The organism is Nitrosomonas ureae, from assembly GCF_900108305.1.
In the GTDB taxonomy this organism is placed as follows: domain Bacteria; phylum Pseudomonadota; class Gammaproteobacteria; order Burkholderiales; family Nitrosomonadaceae; genus Nitrosomonas; species Nitrosomonas ureae_B.
Genome location: NZ_FNUX01000009.1, coordinates 95,422 through 111,189, shown reverse-complemented (window position 1 = coordinate 111,189; position 15,768 = coordinate 95,422). Strand labels below are relative to the sequence as shown.

Sequence of the window (15,768 nt, the reverse complement as noted above, 5' to 3'; positions counted from 1 at the left end):
TATAGCAGCACAGATTATCACCCGTTACTCTAACCTGACTGATGTAACCTGGAACAACGCAAGCAGAGAAATTCTGAACAATCGCATCGTTCCTTAATGTGGATGTAACTTACCTTCTTTTGTCAGGAAAATGGCGGGGAAGGTAAGGAATATCACGACTAAGTTATTTGTACAAATGAGAATGAGCCTATAGGCTGACGATAAAGAGAAGTAAGGGAAGTATCGTCATGTTTTCATATTTAATATCACACGAAAGAAGGGAGAGTCTAGTGAGTAGAACAGACGAAATTATAGCGGCAGCAAAGATGCCGCCGGAAGCGGTCAAGATGTCCAGATATATAGATGCGGTTTATTTTCCAATTCTCTGTATTCTTCTGGTAGGAACGTTTCACATGCATTTCATGTTGCTGGCAGGGGACTGGGATTTCTGGCTTGACTGGAAAGACCGTCAATGGTGGCCTGTAGTAACACCGATTGTAGGTATCATGTACTGTGCGGCACTGATGTATTACCTGTGGGTAAACTATCGTCTGCCATTTGGCGCGACACTATGTATCGTATGCCTGTTAGTAGGTGAATGGCTGACCCGCTACTGGGGATTTTACTGGTGGTCACATTATCCGATCAACTTTGTACTGCCATCAACCATGATTCCTGGTGCGCTGATGCTGGACACAATTATGTTATTGACGGGTAACTGGCTGATAACCGCACTGTTAGGTGGTGGATTCTGGGGATTATTTTTCTATCCAGGAAACTGGCCTATTTTTGGCCCGACTCACTTGCCGCTGGTTGTAGAAGGCGTGTTGCTGTCAGTAGCTGACTACACAGGTTTCCTGTATGTACGTACAGGTACACCGGAATATGTTCGCCTGATTGAGCAAGGATCGCTGCGTACCTTTGGTGGCCACACCACGGTGATTGCTGCATTCTTCTCGGCCTTTGTATCCATGCTGATGTTCTGCGTATGGTGGTACTTTGGCAAACTATACTGTACCGCTTTCTTCTATGTTAAAGGAGAAAGAGGACGTATTTCGATGAAGCACGACGTAACGGCATTTGGTGAAAAAGGCTTTGCACAGGGGATTAAATAATGAATATAAAAAGCATTTTTAAACTGGGCGTATTAGGCCTGTATGGAGCGGCGATAGGGGCGGCCTCACTGGCGCTGACGCTGACGGTAGATGTTAAGACGGCGGCGGCACACGGTGAACGTTCACAGGAACCATTTCTCCGTATGCGTAGTATTCAATGGTATGACCTGAAATGGCAACCGAAAGTCACCAAGGTAAATGACATAGCGACCATGACAGGGAAATTTCACTTGGCAGAAGATTGGCCACGTGCGGTAGGTAAACCTGACCGTGCATTCTTTAACGTAGGTAGCCCAAGCCCGGTGTTTGTACGTCTGAGCACCAAGCTGAATGGCGAACCGACATTCATATCAGGACCATTGATCATTGGTCGTGACTATGAGTTTGAAGTTAAGCTGAAAGCGCGTATTCCAGGCCGCCATCACATGCATGCGATGGTTAACGTAAAAGATGCGGGCCCTATTGCAGGACCAGCGGCGTGGATGAACATTTCAGGTAGCTGGGATGACTTTACCAACCCTGTAACCACACTGACAGGAAAAACGATTGATCTGGAGACGTTTAACTTCAGCAACGGTATATTCTGGCATATTTTATGGACAGGTCTGGGGGTTTTCTGGATTGGTTATTTTGTAGCGAAACCGATGTTTTTGCCACGTAGTCGCGTATTGCTGGCATATGGTGACGAACTACTGACATCACCGACGGACAGGAAATTTGGTATGGCAATGGCGATATTGACCTGTGCGCTGGTATGGGGAGGCTATCGTTACACTGAAACCGTACACCCTTATACCATACCGATCCAAGCGGGTGAATCCAAAGTAGAGCCGATGCCGATTGCACCGAATCCGGTAGCGATCAAGGTAACTCATGCTAACTATGATGTTCCTGGACGTGCATTACGCGTGACGATGGAAATCACTAATAACGGAGACTCAGCGGTTAACATCGGAGAGTTCACGACAGCGGGTGTGCGTTTTGTAAACCCACTGGGCCAGAAGCATCTGGATCCGGATTATCCAAAAGAACTGGTAGCTACTGGTTTGACAATGGATGACGACAGAGGGATTGAACCTGGAGAAACCCGGGAAGTTAAGATGGAAGCCAAAGATGCGTTGTGGGAAGTACAACGTTTGATGGCTCTGTTGGGTGATCCGGAAAGCCGCTTTGGTGGTTTACTGATGACATGGGATGATGACGGCAATCGTTACATTAACAGTATTGCTGGTGCGGTAATTCCAGTCTTTACCAAGCTATAAGCTGGTATAGCATCAAAATACACCGGTACACCACTGTCGGAAGACAGCCGGTGTACCGGTTTTTTTTATTGCTGTATTTCTGTTTTGATAAATAAGTGGTAAATAGGGTGGGCTACTAAAAATGGCCTAAAAAATATAGAGTAGGAGCTCTTTGTTACATTTTCTTGATTGTGATAGACGCTACCAGTTTTTGAATAAATATGTAAGAGAAAATAATGCAGCATAATTCTGGGTTTATGAAATTAGTAGAGGAAGCAAGAAAACGCATAAAGGAATGTACAGTAGAAGATGTGCAAGCTAAGCTGACAGAAGGAATACAATTTCATTTTATTGATGTGCGGGAAGATCATGAATTTCTGACAAATCATGCTGCAGGTGCCCGCCATCTTGGTAAAGGTATTATCGAGCGTGACATTGAAACAGCCATACCTGATAAGAATACACCGATCATATTGTATTGCGGTGGAGGCTATCGATCAGCTCTGGTAGCCGATACGCTGCAGTTAATGGGTTATAAAAGTGTATTGTCGTTAGTTGGTGGAATCAAAGCATTGCGTGATGCGGGGTTTCCATTAGAGAGAAATATCAATCTAGAAAAATGACTATTCGTATTGTACGTTGCAGTATCATTTGCTGGAGTCAATCATCAAGTTGCAATGATAGGATGCTTTATGGATTTTTCTCATCCTGTTCGGTTGGACGCGATAAACTGCTATCGCTGATATGCCAACGGGTAGCGGTATAGTTTGTATTGCGATTATTGCTGTCGGATACTATATGAGCTCTTTCAAGTGGTAATGTTTCACCATGAAAGAATCTAGGATCCCGAAAATAACACCACATCATCAAAGGAATTCCTAAAAACAACGCGACAACCCCGATTAGAAAAACCGCGCCAATGCCAGCAACTGATCCGCTTGACCCATAATTCGGATCCATCATATTCCAAACTTGAAGAATTCCTACAGCAATCAGCACAACGGCAGCCATAGTGGGCAGCAATACCTGAGACACAGCTGTGCGCCAGTGATTAAGGGCCGTGCGATGGAAATATAACGCACAAGATAATGCTGCAACAGAGTAGTAAGTGCAGATCGCAATACTGACACTATGAATCGTATCTTCAACGATTGATTCACTAATTAAACTAAGCGTACTGTAGATGATCAGTGTCATTAAGCCGATAGTCCAAGTGGCAAATTTTGGAGTTTGTGTTGCTTCATTAACCGAAGAGAATCTTTGTGGAATTGCTCGATATGTCGCCATTGCCAGGGCAGCACGCGCAGCAGGCATAATCGTAGATATTGTAGCGGAGAAAGCAGAAACCCCGACAATCAATGCGGCAATCAACGCTCCCTTGGTGCCGATGATATCAGTGGCAAGAACAGTTAGGCTGGAGTCAATATTATCCTTAAACGTCAAGCTTGATTGATGATGGGAATCTATACCGGCATATGCCAATGCAGTGGTGGAAAAAACAACATAAGTGATAACTGTAATGGTCATTGAAATAATACCGCTCCTCCCAGCTTGCTCAGCACTACCTTCTATTTCTTCCGACATTGCCAAAGATGCATCAAATCCCCAGAATATGAAGAGTGCAATAAGAAAGCCGTCCAGAAAAGCGGTAAATGAGTTGATTGCAAATGGATTAAACCACTCAAGCGAGAATGTTTCGGCGGTACTGACAGCACCTCCTTGCATGACCCGTAATAATAAAAATGCGGCAAGCGCGATAAGGATGCTGTATTGAGCAGTTGTCAGAATCATAGTGGTGCGCGAAGATTCTTTAGCACCAAGCGCGGTGAGATAGGTTGTACTGAAGATGAAAAGGCCCGATACTCCAATATGAAACCATTTTGGAATATTAGTCAGGTGAAAAATAACAGCCGCCGCATTTACCATAATCTGAGTAGCGGCAACACCTGCCAAAACACTTGCTAGTAGAAGTGCCCAGCCTCCAAACCAACCAAACTTTGGCCCTATAGCTTTTGTGCCCCAGGTGAAAATAGTGCCGGCATCCGGGGCAGAAGTGGTTAAGTGTTTGTAAGACAAAGCAACGAAGAACATTGGAATTACTGAAAGTATGAATACAATTGGTAATTGATAGCCGCTTCCAGCCGCACCATAGCCAAGAGCTCCAGTCAAAGAATAGGCCGGGGCGGTTGCTGCGAGACCAATTGTCACTGCGGCCCATCTGGATACGGATCCCTTTTTTAAGCCTTTGGCTTTTAAATCATGCATCACTGTTTCTTCATGCATCTCATACCTCTTGGTTCAAATAGAATATCCCTGACTTGCGTTGCGCTGAAAAGTAGCAAAGATTGAGAATGAAGTCAAAAATCACAGGCATTTCTCTGATACCAGGCCAAAATGCCGCATTTCTAGCAAGATATATCAATCCAGAGCTTCCGTATTAAAGGTGCCACACATGGACAGATCGAATTCATTCACAACAGGAAGTTGTGCTGCCAGAGCACGTAGTGCCGTGCGCATGCCTTCCTCCAGAACTGGATGATAAAATGGCAGGCGCAATAGCTGCTGTACCGTGAGTGAGCGATCGATAGCCAATGCCAGTAGATGTGCCATATGGTCGCCAGCGGGTGCGCACATTTCTGCACCTAATAGTCGACCACTTTCCGCATTGGCATAAAGACGCTGAATACCTTTGTTCCGCTGGCTAACGCGCGCGCGTCCTTGCCGGTCAAAATGAACTTCCCCAACTAAGGTTTTGGCAGGATCGAGGGTTTGAAAGCGGCTGCCCACGATTGCTATGTTCGGGTCAGTAAAAATGATGGTCAGAGGTGTTCGGCGTGTAAAACAAAGCGGATCGGAGCGCATGGCATTGATCCCGGCAATGTATCCTTCATCAGCAGCTTCATGTAGCAGTGGCACTTGGTCATTAGCGTCGCCAGCCATAAATACCGGCAGATCCGCTATCTGCATGGTATTTGGGTTTACCGGCGGCATGCCGTGTTGATCGAGTGATACGCCGAGTGTTTCTAATCCCAGATGGTCGATGTTGGGGCGGCGCCCTAAAGCAGCAAAAACGCGATCAACCACTATTTCCACACTTCCCGCACGTACTTGTATGCCTTCATGTACGAGGTTCAGGTCAGCTTTCTTTCCCAGATGCAGAGGAAATTCTTTTCCTAACAGTTCTGTCGCTGTTGCAATTACTTGAGGGTCTGTCAGCCCAGCGAATTGATTTCCGCCAAATGCCGTTATCTTAATACCAAACCGGGAGAGTGCCTGTGCCATCTCGACACCAATAAAGCCCATTCCTATCACCGCCATATGAGCGGGCAGAGTTTTTTGTTCAAACAAAATATCGGTTGTGAGCAGTCGATCGCTTAATGAATTCCACGATGCGGGTATAATCGGACGCGATCCGGTGGCGATAATAATTTTGTGCGCACGTAACTCTTTACCATTAACTTCCAACCTATCCGGAGCAAGGAGCCGCGCGCGTCCGGAAATGGCACGTTCACCCAATTCTTCTGTTGTTTTGACCGTGCTGGAAACAAAATCATCGCGCAATTGCCGCACTCGCTGCAGCGCAGCAGGAATATCAAGCGTGAGCTGATCAGAACCACGAATGCCAAACTCTTCAAAGGTATTGCGGCGATGAAAGGCATTGGCTGCTTCGATCAGTGCTTTAGATGGCATGCAGCCAACCCGGGCACAAATAGTGCCCCACGGTCCGTGATTGATAATCACGAAACGGTCAGTGTGCTTTCGTACCTCCCGCAGTGCGGACAAGCCGGCGCTGCCCCCTCCCACGATAATCACATCCAGTATTTCATTCATAACAATTTTCTCCGATGATAGGTGAAGAATAACATCCGAGCAGTGACGTCAAGCTCGATTGATATTCTTTTTTAGCATTCCCAGACTACTTGCCGTCTTCGCGTGGCTTGGATTGAGCTTGCTCGTGCCAGCTTTTTGATCAGTTGAAAACTTCTCATGTTTCTAACATCAATGCCTTATTAGTTGCCATCTTGATTTTCTCAATCATCCTATCAGGGACTTGATATTCAAACAATACGCAACACGCTATAGGTTTTTTGATATCTGGCATGCATCCATACCTGAGTCACACAAATTCTAATCAGAAACCGCTAATTTCACCTTCGCGGCGAGGATCCGCGCCGCCTTCAAGACCGGCTTTTTCATCGATACGAATTACGTGCAAGCCACTGGTTTGATCTCTTAGCACAATATTGTGGCCTCGTTCGCGCAGTCGTATTAGCGTTGGTTCATCAACACGGCCGCTTTCCAGTTCCACACCATATCCCATGGCAACAATATGTCCATCGGCAATGGCCTCGGCTATAGGTAATCGCCTGGCTAAAATGCGATAAAGGCTACCGGCAACGTAGTTGATTATCCTTGTGCCACCTGGGCTGCCAATCACCAGTAGAGCCCTGCCGTCTTTAAAAACGACAGTCGGTGACATTGATGAACGCGGCCGCTTGCCCGATTGAACGCGGTTGGCGACCGGCACGCCATCGGCAGTTTTTGGCATAAAGGAGAAATCAGTAAGTTGATTGTTCAGCAAAAATCCACCGACCATGATTCGAGAACCGAAAGCGGTTTCAATACTACTGGTCATACTGACTACATTACCTTCGATATCGACAATACTCAGGTGCGTAGTGGAAGGAAGCTCCGGGGAATTGCTGCTAAGACGGGGTTCGGCACCTGGCGGCGAACCAGCACTTACGTTGCTAAGGACAGAATTGTTGCGAATCAGCATCGCGCGCTGATGAAGATAATCCTGATCGATCATGCCTTGGGTAGGCACACTGACAAAAGCCGGATCTCCCACATAAGCATTACGATCAGCAAATGCCAGTTTGGAGGCCTCGATAAAGCCGTGCTGCCAGTCGGCGTGCTCTCCATAACGAATTTCGTAAGCCTCCAACAGACTAAGAATCGCTAGTACTGTAGTACCGCCGGAAGATGGCGGAGGAACGCCGCAAATCCGGTATATTCGAAACTGGCCGCAAAGGGCTTCGCGCTTTTTGGGTTGATACGCGTTCATATCAGAAAGACTGAGGCGGCCTGGTCGATTGAGATCATTGTTTACTGCCTGGACGATCTGCTTGGCCAACTCGCCCTGATAAAAATCTGTGACACCGAGAGCAGCAAGCCGTCGCAGCGTTTGCGCGTAGGCAAGGTTCTGCAGCAGACTACCCTTAGCTTTGGGTTGCCAGCCTGTTTCACTGCGGTTAAAAAAATACTCGCGAATCTGTGGGTTCACAGCCACCTTGGGCATGCTACTTAGCAGAGTGTGCAATCGCTCAGAGATGGCGAAACCCTGTTCGGCTAGAATAATGGCAGGCTTAAATAAGTTCGCCCATGGCAGCTTACCATGTTCCTTGTGGCTGGCCTCCAGCATTGCCAAAACGCCCGGCACGCCAACCGAGTGACCGCCAATAACAGCACTAAAAAAATCCATGGATTGGCCATCGGTATTCATATAATAAGTCTCTGATACCGACGCCGGTGCCGTCTCCCGGCCGTCCCAGACGACCAGTTCACCGCTTCTTGCCTGCCAATGAAGCATAAATGCACCACCGCCAATTCCCGATGATTGAGGTTCGACAAGACCAAGAACCAATTGCGCGGCAATGGCTGCATCAACAGCGGAGCCGCCCTGGCGTAAAATCTTGACAGCGGCGCGGCTGGCATGCGGATTGGCTGTGACAGCCATCACTTTGCTGTAATTGGCCGATTTAATCGCACTAAAGCCGCTGGCGGCCTCGGGCGTGATAATGGGATTACTGGCATGAGCCAATAAGCTGCCGATACATAGAACAGAAAAAAATAGCGGTTTTATACCCAACCAACACATCCCATTTCTCCCCAAGAACCAAATGTGTAGAGTGCCACGTCTGGTGGAGATAAGTAAAGTTGGGTAAACTGGATCATAAAACCCCAAGAGAACAGACTCGACTGATAATCGCTAGTGAAGCTTACGTGTGATAGCGAACAGAACGCTTCTGATTCGTTTGCTAGAATTCGGACTGAACTTCCTATAATTTCAATAGAATATACACAGAATAGATTGAGAATGAAGAACCAAGGAGAATTTATGAAAATTATGGATAAAGACATACAAAATATTCTAATTAAAAGAATTATTGTGATTGCGGGCCTATTCGCTGTTTTTGGTTTGACAGGTTGCCAGCAAGAGGGGCCGGCGGAAAAAATAGGAGAAAAAATAGATCACTCAATTGAGAATGCGGAACAAAAGATGGAGCAGATTACAGAGCAGGTCGGTAAAGAAATTAACGAAGCACGAAAAACGGTAACCGACCAATTCGAGGAAAGTAATCAGTATCTCGATGACTCGGCTATTACTTTAAACGTACAGGCGGCAATTGCGAGTGATCCTTTACTTGAAGTATCTGATATTAAAGTAACCACAGTTAATGGCACGGTGCAATTGAGTGGCATGGTTGATTCTCGGGAACTCATAGACAGAGCAGCAGAAGTGGCTTATGCGCAGAAGGATGTAAAAGCTGTGGAAAATAACCTGATTGTCAAAGTCGTTTTGCCTGAGTAAGGCAATTGATGATTAGTTTGCGATATATCGCTTTGTCAGGGGTTATGCTGTTTAATACAACCGCCGTCGCGACAACCGACGCCGCGCGGGTAACTCATCCGGGTGATGCCTATATTGCTGGTTATGCAACCAGCATGTTGCGGTATAGATTGAACCTGGATATTCCATCGCTCATTGTGCAAAATGGTGTCATCCTTTTACCGCAGGATAGTTTGAATATTTCTGATCAATCCCGTGTTGTGCAGGCGTTATCGGAAATTCCGGGAGTTAATGAGGTTAAGATAGCGGAAGTTACTGCCGAGATACCCGCAGCTACCGCACCTTCACAACCCATCCAGCAATCCGCCGGACAAACGGTGGCGATAATGAATACTGATCCTACGCTATTGCCAACAGGGTTATTGCCGAGTGGCCATTTATTCAAACCGTTATTGGCTGATCCTCGCTGGGCTCATTTTTCGGCTTCTTATCGTCATTACGTAAACGATAACTTCGAAGGAAGAAACATCGGTGCAGTAAGCTTTGGTGAAACGATACCGTTTTACCGTGGAAATTTCGGACGTTCGCTTGCACAGTGGGAAGCGGGGCTTCAAGCCGGCGTTTTTAGTGATTTTGATTTGGGCGCTCCCTCCGCAGATCTCATTAATACAGATTTTATTGCATCGGCATATTCGAGCATACGTGCAAAGCAATTTTCAGCGTTTGGTCGCATTTATCATCAAAGCTCGCATTTGGGGGATGAATTTTTGTTGCGTAGAATAAATTCCACATTCGAGCGCATAAACCTGAGTTATGAAGGCGCGGATCTCAGATTATCGTATGAATTTCCTTATGGAATACGTTTATATGGTGGAGGCGGTGGTTTATTTCATAAAGAACCATCCTCGCTTGAAGTATGGATGACACAATATGGTGTTGAGTTTCGCAGCCCCTGGCGCCTGGATTTTGCACCCGTGCGTCCTATCATTGCAGCTGACTTCAAGAATTTTCAAGGAAATAACTGGAGCACTGATATCTCAGCCAGAGCCGGAGTTGAATTCGATAATCTACAAGTACTTGGAAGAAAACTCCAGATACTCCTGGAATACTTTAACGGACACTCCCCCAGTGGACAGTTTCTAAGAAACGACGTGGAATATATTGGAGTGGGAGCACATTATCATTTCTGATTCGAGCAGGAATAAAATTCTCATCACGATTTCTTATCATCGCCTGAAGGTTGAATAGCCTGGATACTGGCTTCCGGTATGAAAACAGGTAATGGGCCGCCAAATTTTTCCAGATAGCGCTTTTTAAATGCATCAATCACAGGTATTTGTTTTTCACGTAATAAGCCTGTGTGAAACATTTCACAAATAACTACATCGAACGGGCTCCGGTGGCACGTAATACAGCGCGCAGCACTTACTAGCTCAGGGTTACGCTCGACACAAAATACCTTCTGTGCTTTTTGAGCGGCAAAAAAGATTGCACACCGGTTTCGCCGCCCAGTTCCAGAACCTAAGCTCCGGGTTTAACTACCAAATTGATCGCCTCTTTAAAGCCTTTCATACCAAATATTGCCACTTGCGAGGCTTCTTGTTGCGGGCGGCTTCCGAAAAATAGAAGGTAAAACGGAGCGAGGGGTATTTATTTTACTGGCGATGAGTTGTTAAAATGCTTTGTAGATAAGGGGGAAATATGCTATTTATTACTCATTTCGAGAAGAGAAAATGATTCTAAAATACGCATACCTTAAATAAGGTAAACGTTGAATCCGTTTTCTCTGACTCATAAATAAGCATTGGCGATTGTTATAAGCTACAAAAATTATAAAAAAACAGATGAAAAATACAAAAACGGAAGAAGATTTCATTAAGTGTTTGTTCGCATCAATTCAAGAAGGGTGATTTTATGTTGATTCCGGAACGCGATATCACTACTAGGATGTATGTTTTTGCTATATTTTTACTGCTATTGATTTTATCAGGCTCAGCATTGGCTAATCCTCGTTACTCATCCATCGTAATTGATGCCGATACGAGAGCGGTACTCCATGAATCCAGTGCCGACGCGAGTCGTTATCCGGCTTCTTTGACAAAAATGATGACGCTGTACATGCTGTTTGAAGCTATGGAACAACGCAAGATGACAGTGGATACTCGCATGCCGGTATCAGCTCATGCTGCGGCAATGCCGCAAACCAATATTGGGCTTCGTACAGGCGACAGCATTAGCGTCCGTGATGCGATTCCCGCGTTGATCGTGCGTTCAGCCAACGATGTGGCGGCGGTGGTGGCGGAGGCGCTAGGTAGAAGTGAAGCCAATTTCGGCCGTATGATGACCGATAAAGCGCGCCAGCTGGGTATGCGTTCAACCACATTTCGCAATGCTTCCGGTTTGCCCAATCTCGAGCAAAAAACTACAGCGCGCGATATGGTAATCCTTTCAACACGGTTAATGAAGGACTTTCCTAAGTATTATCATTATTTTTCCACACAATCATTCAGTTATAAAGGCGTCACTTATAACAGCCACAATCGCATGGTGCGAAACACTTCGGGCGTGGATGGCTTGAAAACGGGTTTTATTCGTGCTTCCGGATTTAATGTAGCTACTTCTGCCAAACGGGGTAATCGTCGTGTGATTGCCGTGGTGATGGGCGGGAACACTGCAGCCGCGCGCGATCAGCATATGGCACGGCTGATTGATCGCAGTTTTAATCAAGGAAATCGTACAACCCAGGTGGCAAGCAATAGTAAAAATGCTCGTGCGATAGCGGTTACAGCGGTAAAAGTGAATGCACCGACTCCTGCATTGAAGCCATACCCAGAGCAATCCAAAGTATCTGAATCTATCGTTACTCAACAATATGTTATTCCACCGGTAAGCGCGCAACCGGTGCAACTGCAAAAAGTAGCATTGCAAGCTAATGACGATTGGGGAGTGCAGATCGGTTCATATCATGAACCCAGCCGGGCTCATGCACATGCTCAGGCGGCGGCTCGTTGGATACCGGGCGAAGTGGCTGTAACGGAAGTAGAAATCAGTAACCGCAGGCTGTATCGAGCCAGGTTGGTGGGATTGCAGGAAAATCAAGCGCGTAGTGCTTGTCAAAGTTTAATGCGGCAGGGAATCGAGTGTTTGGTGGTGCGATCCTGATTGATATCGTTAGTAAAAATGAAAGGCTTTTCTATTCTATTCATTCCTGCTTAATCATTCCATCTTCTATTTCAACCACTCGATCAGCAATATCCAGAATACGGTAGTCGTGTGTCACCAGCAAAATGGTAGTGTGCGATTCTTTGGCCAGGCGTTTTAGGAGGTTGACGGCTTCGTAGCCGCTTTGCTTATCCAATGAAGCTGTCGGCTCATCAGCCAGGATGATTTTAGGTTGCCCGACCAGTGCTCTGGCAATGGAAGCGCGCTGCCGCTGCCCGCCGGAAAGTTGATCTGGCTTGTAATCAAGCCGGTCGCCAAGCCCCACGGCGATCAGCATTTCTGCAGCCCGGTTGCACCTCTGCTGTTCAGTGGTCATGGCGTTAATTTCTAAAGCCATGCAGACGTTTTGCAGGGCGGTGAGGGATTTGAGCAGATTATGTTGCTGGAAAATATAGCCAATCTGCTGGCGGGTTTTTACTTTGATTTGCTCATTACTGTTAACAAACTGGTTCCCCAGTACTTTTACGCTGCCGTGAAAGGCCTGGCGCAAGCCGCCGATAATGGTGAGGAAGGTTGTTTTACCCGAACCGGAAGGTCCGGTTATCAGAACTATTTCACCTTTTTTGATCGAAATTGTCACATCCTTCAGCACCGGTTGCGTTAAGGCACCGCTACCAAAACTAAAATTCAGACGATCAACTTCAATGATGTTTGGCATTAGAACATATCCGCTGGATTGGCGTCTTTTAGCTTGCGTATTGCGAGTAACCCAGCCATAAAGCACATGGAAAGAATGAACATAAAAACGGTGATGATTTTACTGATAAGCATGGGCATCGGCATGTACATTTGCGATTCCGCCAAATTATATAACCCCAGAGAAAGCAGATAGCCCGGAATAAATCCCAAGACTGCCAGAAAGAATGACGAAGCAAATACAACACGGACAAAATAACCGTGCTCATACCCCATAGCTTTCAGTGTGGCGAATTCATTGCGGTGATTGACAATATCAGTAAAAAGAATCTGATAGACAATGACCAAACCAACAACCCAGCCCATCACGGTGCCAAAGCCAAAAATGAACCCTATGGGCGCCGTATTGGCCCAGTAATCCTTCTCATAGTGCAACAATTCCTCATACGTAAACACATTGACAAATTCATTGAGATGGTTTTTAAGCTCGGCTTGCGCACGTTCAACCGATGCACCGGAATTTAATCTGATCACTCCCATATCGATATCATCGAGATTTCTTCTGGGAAAAATACGCATGAAATTCAAGTCGCTGGTTATTACGTTGCCATCTGCGGCAAAAGACACGCCCAGCTGGAACAATCCAATGATCGTTATTTTATAATCATTGATTTCTGTTACATTTTCGCCCGCATCCAGCAATTGACGCATAGGCCCGAATTCAGGGCGTGAATATTCATCAAATAGTACCGTATCCTTAAGCCTTAACTCGGTATGCTTATTTTTGACTGCATCGACATTGAATATCAGAGAGTCCGGATCAAAACCGTAGACCATTAAGGTTCGTTTGGTTTGAGTTTGGATATTTTTGAGTGGCGCGAGCCCCAGATACAATGGGTAAGCTTCCGTCACCGCAGGATTTCCCAGTGCCCGCATAAGTTCGCTGCGTTTAAATCGAACTGGGCGCCACATGGCTTCACTTTGCTTGTGCATTAAAAACAAATCGCCATCCAGTTTTACCGGGGCAGAAGCTGCACTGGCATATAATGAATCCTTGAATCCCAACTGCATGAACACTAATACACAGGCGAACAGTACACCGCAAGTAGCAGCTACCAATTTGGTCCGATCAAAAACAAGCTGCCGCCAAGCCAGGCGTGTGGGAAAATACAACCAGCCAATCCAATTCACGGAATTATCCGCACCTTAACTTGGCGAAAAATTTGGTGCCGTAAATCGGTAGCCGCTTCCCGCTCCAGGGTGAGGCGTACTTCGATAATGCGATTATCCCGATCCGCCAGGGGATCCGTGTCATTCAGATCGTTTTTCCTGACCTGAAAACCCAGTTCCCTGATCTGGGCGTTGTAACTTCGTTTGAAACCGATAGCCGTAATACACCCTTGTTGACCTACTTTTATTTGGGGCAGTTCTGACTCGTAAACTTCTGCAACCACATCGATCTGTGATAAATCAGCAAGTTGCAATAATCCATTATCTCCGATTCGCTCACCAGGCCGGGCGAATATTTTTACGATCGTGCCAGTAATCGGTGCATAAATCAGAGTATTTTCCAGCTCGGCTTCGGCGATTTTCTGCTCAGACTTTGCATGAGCAATTTGGGCCGACAAACGTTGAAGGTTCGCCGTGGATTGTTCAAATGCCAGTCGCTTGGCGTCCGCAAGAGAGATACTGACAGCGGAACCGGATTCAAGCGATTGATGACGCGCATATTCTCTCCGGTTAAAAGCTAATGTAGTCTGTTCTACAACTCGTTCTGCTTCAAGTACTTTGATCCGCATTTTAGCCGTTTCAACTTCCGCCTTTCTTTTGGCGTACTCTGAAAGTATTGCTAATTTATCACCCGCCTTGACTGAATCTGCTTCCTGAAATAACAGTTGCTCTACACGTGCGCCTTCAGGCCCTGCATTATGAGAGACTTTTATCACCCGGGAACGCGGTTCTATGCGGCCCAGTGCGCCAATTCCCTGTTGCGTATCCAATCGACAAGATGTTCCGGCAAATACGCTGGAACACAACACGGCAAGTATGCTCATGCTGAAGAGTGAGCGCAGAATCCTTAAGGGCATGATATTTCTCAGGTAATAAATATGCGGCGTACAACCGCTTCGGGTCATATCATAACAATGAATACCATTGGATTGAACAATGATTTTGATTGATTTCAGCGTGCCGCGATGTGATCGCTATCGCTATCGCTTATTTTGCGCGGTATTGATTTCGCTACTATCACAGCGGGTGGTTTCGACGCCTTGATATTGCCATAAGGTATGGTTGTATGACGCTGGTCAAAAGGGGATTCAGTTTCTCAGAAATATTAAATCCCATACGCCATGCCCAAGCTTGAGCCCCCTTTGCTCGAATTTAGTCAGTGGCCGGTATTCCGGGCGCGGCGCATAATCCACAGCGGTATTGCCGAGCTGGGATTCCTGACTCAAAACGTGCAAAATTTGTACGGCATAATCTTCCCAATCGGTGGCTGCATGGATGTAACCACCTGATTTCAAGTGCGTACAAAGGCGGGCGACCAGGGCAGGCTGGATCAATCGACGCTTATGGTGCCGGGCTTTAGGCCAGGGGTCGGGAAAAAAGATGTGAATGCCATCCAGGCATTCGGCAGGTAGCATATGCTGCAGCACGGCTACTGCGTCATGCTGAATGATGCGCAAATTGGTTAATTCGAGTTGTTCGATTTGATTCAACAAGCTACCCACGCCAGGCGCATGCACTTCAATTCCAAGATAATCATTTTCCGGATGAATCTTTGCGATTGTTGCGGTGCTTTCTCCCATACCGAATCCGATTTCCAGGATTTTAGGCGCTTGGCGGCCAAAAATATGATTCAGATCCAGTAAGCTCTCACTGAATGGAATGCCGTGCCGCGGCAGCAATGTCTCGCAGGCGCGGCGTTGCGCACTGGATAGGCGTCCTTGACGAAGGACAAAGCTGCGAATGGTTTGTTGCATGGGGTGATGAATTGGCA

General features: G+C 46.5%; 14 protein-coding genes and 1 pseudogene. 7 read left to right on the top strand and 8 right to left on the bottom strand.

Annotation, left to right across the window (positions count from 1 at the left end; translation table 11 throughout):
* The 4 genes and pseudogenes from C4S39_RS15980 to C4S39_RS07190 form a co-directional block, all read left to right on the top strand.
* A pseudogene (locus C4S39_RS15980) lies at positions 1-97 on the top strand (methane monooxygenase/ammonia monooxygenase subunit C); the annotation flags it as partial.
* 172 nt (positions 98-269) lie between these two features.
* The gene (locus C4S39_RS07200) at positions 270-1,094 is read left to right on the top strand and encodes a methane monooxygenase/ammonia monooxygenase subunit A (protein ID WP_103966351.1); all 825 of its coding nucleotides are present in this window, start codon (positions 270-272) and stop codon (positions 1,092-1,094) included.
* Positions 1,094-2,356, top strand: a complete 1,263-nt coding sequence (locus C4S39_RS07195; RefSeq protein WP_103966350.1) for a methane monooxygenase/ammonia monooxygenase subunit B — start codon at positions 1,094-1,096, stop codon at positions 2,354-2,356. Before C4S39_RS07200 ends, C4S39_RS07195 begins: the two co-directional genes overlap by 1 nt.
* Before the next feature lie 236 nt (positions 2,357-2,592).
* Entirely contained in the window at positions 2,593-2,958 is a 366-nt protein-coding gene (locus C4S39_RS07190; protein ID WP_258039337.1) for a rhodanese-like domain-containing protein, read from the top strand.
* Positions 2,959-3,025: 67 nt separating this feature from the next.
* Here the strand turns inward: C4S39_RS07190 and C4S39_RS07185 are convergent, their stop codons facing one another.
* The 3 genes from C4S39_RS07185 to ggt all read right to left on the bottom strand — a co-directional run bounded on the left by C4S39_RS07185 (position 3,026) and on the right by ggt (position 8,216).
* Positions 3,026-4,618, bottom strand: coding sequence for an APC family permease (locus C4S39_RS07185; RefSeq protein ID WP_103966348.1), 1,593 nt, complete (start codon positions 4,616-4,618; stop codon positions 3,026-3,028).
* 135 nt (positions 4,619-4,753) lie between these two features.
* Complete coding sequence (locus tag C4S39_RS07180) at positions 4,754-6,166, bottom strand: dihydrolipoyl dehydrogenase (protein WP_103966347.1); 1,413 nt, start codon at positions 6,164-6,166, stop codon at positions 4,754-4,756.
* 301 nt (positions 6,167-6,467) lie between these two features.
* Positions 6,468-8,216 carry a gamma-glutamyltransferase gene (ggt, locus tag C4S39_RS07175; protein WP_103966346.1) on the bottom strand — a complete coding sequence of 583 codons (1,749 nt, stop codon included), beginning with the start codon at positions 8,214-8,216 and terminating at the stop codon, positions 6,468-6,470.
* A gap of 240 nt (positions 8,217-8,456) precedes the next feature.
* Between ggt and C4S39_RS07170 the strand changes: the two genes are divergently transcribed.
* Both C4S39_RS07170 and C4S39_RS07165 read left to right on the top strand, forming a co-directional pair.
* On the top strand, positions 8,457-8,930 hold the full coding sequence (locus C4S39_RS07170; RefSeq protein WP_103966345.1) for a BON domain-containing protein: 474 nt from the start codon (positions 8,457-8,459) through the stop codon (positions 8,928-8,930).
* Between the two features lie 8 nt (positions 8,931-8,938).
* On the top strand, positions 8,939-10,099 hold the full coding sequence (locus tag C4S39_RS07165) for a DUF1207 domain-containing protein (protein ID WP_103966344.1): 1,161 nt from the start codon (positions 8,939-8,941) through the stop codon (positions 10,097-10,099).
* Between the two features lie 23 nt (positions 10,100-10,122).
* On the opposite strand, the gene C4S39_RS15755 is transcribed toward C4S39_RS07165, so the two are convergent.
* Complete coding sequence (locus C4S39_RS15755) at positions 10,123-10,278, bottom strand: hypothetical protein (RefSeq protein WP_258039336.1); 156 nt, start codon at positions 10,276-10,278, stop codon at positions 10,123-10,125.
* Positions 10,279-10,823: 545 nt separating this feature from the next.
* On the opposite strand from C4S39_RS15755, the gene C4S39_RS07155 reads away from it, so the two are divergent.
* Entirely contained in the window at positions 10,824-12,071 is a 1,248-nt protein-coding gene (locus tag C4S39_RS07155; protein WP_103966343.1) for a D-alanyl-D-alanine carboxypeptidase family protein, read from the top strand.
* A 40-nt stretch (positions 12,072-12,111) separates the two neighbouring features.
* On the opposite strand, the gene C4S39_RS07150 is transcribed toward C4S39_RS07155, so the two are convergent.
* From C4S39_RS07150 to trmB, 4 genes are all read right to left on the bottom strand, one after another.
* On the bottom strand, positions 12,112-12,789 hold the full coding sequence (locus C4S39_RS07150) for an ATP-binding cassette domain-containing protein (RefSeq protein WP_103966342.1): 678 nt from the start codon (positions 12,787-12,789) through the stop codon (positions 12,112-12,114).
* On the bottom strand, positions 12,789-13,958 hold the full coding sequence (devC, locus tag C4S39_RS07145; protein ID WP_258039335.1) for an ABC transporter permease DevC: 1,170 nt from the start codon (positions 13,956-13,958) through the stop codon (positions 12,789-12,791). The genes C4S39_RS07150 and devC overlap by 1 nt, the downstream gene beginning before the upstream one ends.
* Positions 13,955-14,854 carry an efflux RND transporter periplasmic adaptor subunit gene (locus tag C4S39_RS07140; protein WP_181023777.1) on the bottom strand — a complete coding sequence of 300 codons (900 nt, stop codon included), beginning with the start codon at positions 14,852-14,854 and terminating at the stop codon, positions 13,955-13,957. Before C4S39_RS07140 ends, devC begins: the two co-directional genes overlap by 4 nt.
* 231 nt (positions 14,855-15,085) lie before the next feature.
* Complete coding sequence (trmB, locus tag C4S39_RS07135) at positions 15,086-15,751, bottom strand: tRNA (guanosine(46)-N7)-methyltransferase TrmB (RefSeq protein WP_103966340.1); 666 nt, start codon at positions 15,749-15,751, stop codon at positions 15,086-15,088.
* Positions 15,752-15,768: the final 17 nt, after the last annotated feature.

Coding starts and splice junctions, on each gene's coding strand:
- C4S39_RS07150 (WP_103966342.1), bottom strand. CDS start 12,789: ATGCCAAACATCATTGAAGTTGATCGTCTGAATTTTAGTTTTGGTAGC.
- C4S39_RS15755 (WP_258039336.1), bottom strand. CDS start 10,278: ATGTTTCACACAGGCTTATTACGTGAAAAACAAATACCTGTGATTGAT.
- ggt (WP_103966346.1), bottom strand. CDS start 8,216: ATGTGTTGGTTGGGTATAAAACCGCTATTTTTTTCTGTTCTATGTATC.
- C4S39_RS07140 (WP_181023777.1), bottom strand. CDS start 14,854: ATGCCCTTAAGGATTCTGCGCTCACTCTTCAGCATGAGCATACTTGCC.
- C4S39_RS07170 (WP_103966345.1), top strand. CDS start 8,457: ATGAAAATTATGGATAAAGACATACAAAATATTCTAATTAAAAGAATT.
- C4S39_RS07180 (WP_103966347.1), bottom strand. CDS start 6,166: ATGAATGAAATACTGGATGTGATTATCGTGGGAGGGGGCAGCGCCGGC.
- C4S39_RS07155 (WP_103966343.1), top strand. CDS start 10,824: ATGTTGATTCCGGAACGCGATATCACTACTAGGATGTATGTTTTTGCT.
- C4S39_RS07185 (WP_103966348.1), bottom strand. CDS start 4,618: ATGCATGAAGAAACAGTGATGCATGATTTAAAAGCCAAAGGCTTAAAA.
- C4S39_RS07165 (WP_103966344.1), top strand. CDS start 8,939: ATGATTAGTTTGCGATATATCGCTTTGTCAGGGGTTATGCTGTTTAAT.
- trmB (WP_103966340.1), bottom strand. CDS start 15,751: ATGCAACAAACCATTCGCAGCTTTGTCCTTCGTCAAGGACGCCTATCC.
- C4S39_RS07190 (WP_258039337.1), top strand. CDS start 2,593: ATGAAATTAGTAGAGGAAGCAAGAAAACGCATAAAGGAATGTACAGTA.
- C4S39_RS07195 (WP_103966350.1), top strand. CDS start 1,094: ATGAATATAAAAAGCATTTTTAAACTGGGCGTATTAGGCCTGTATGGA.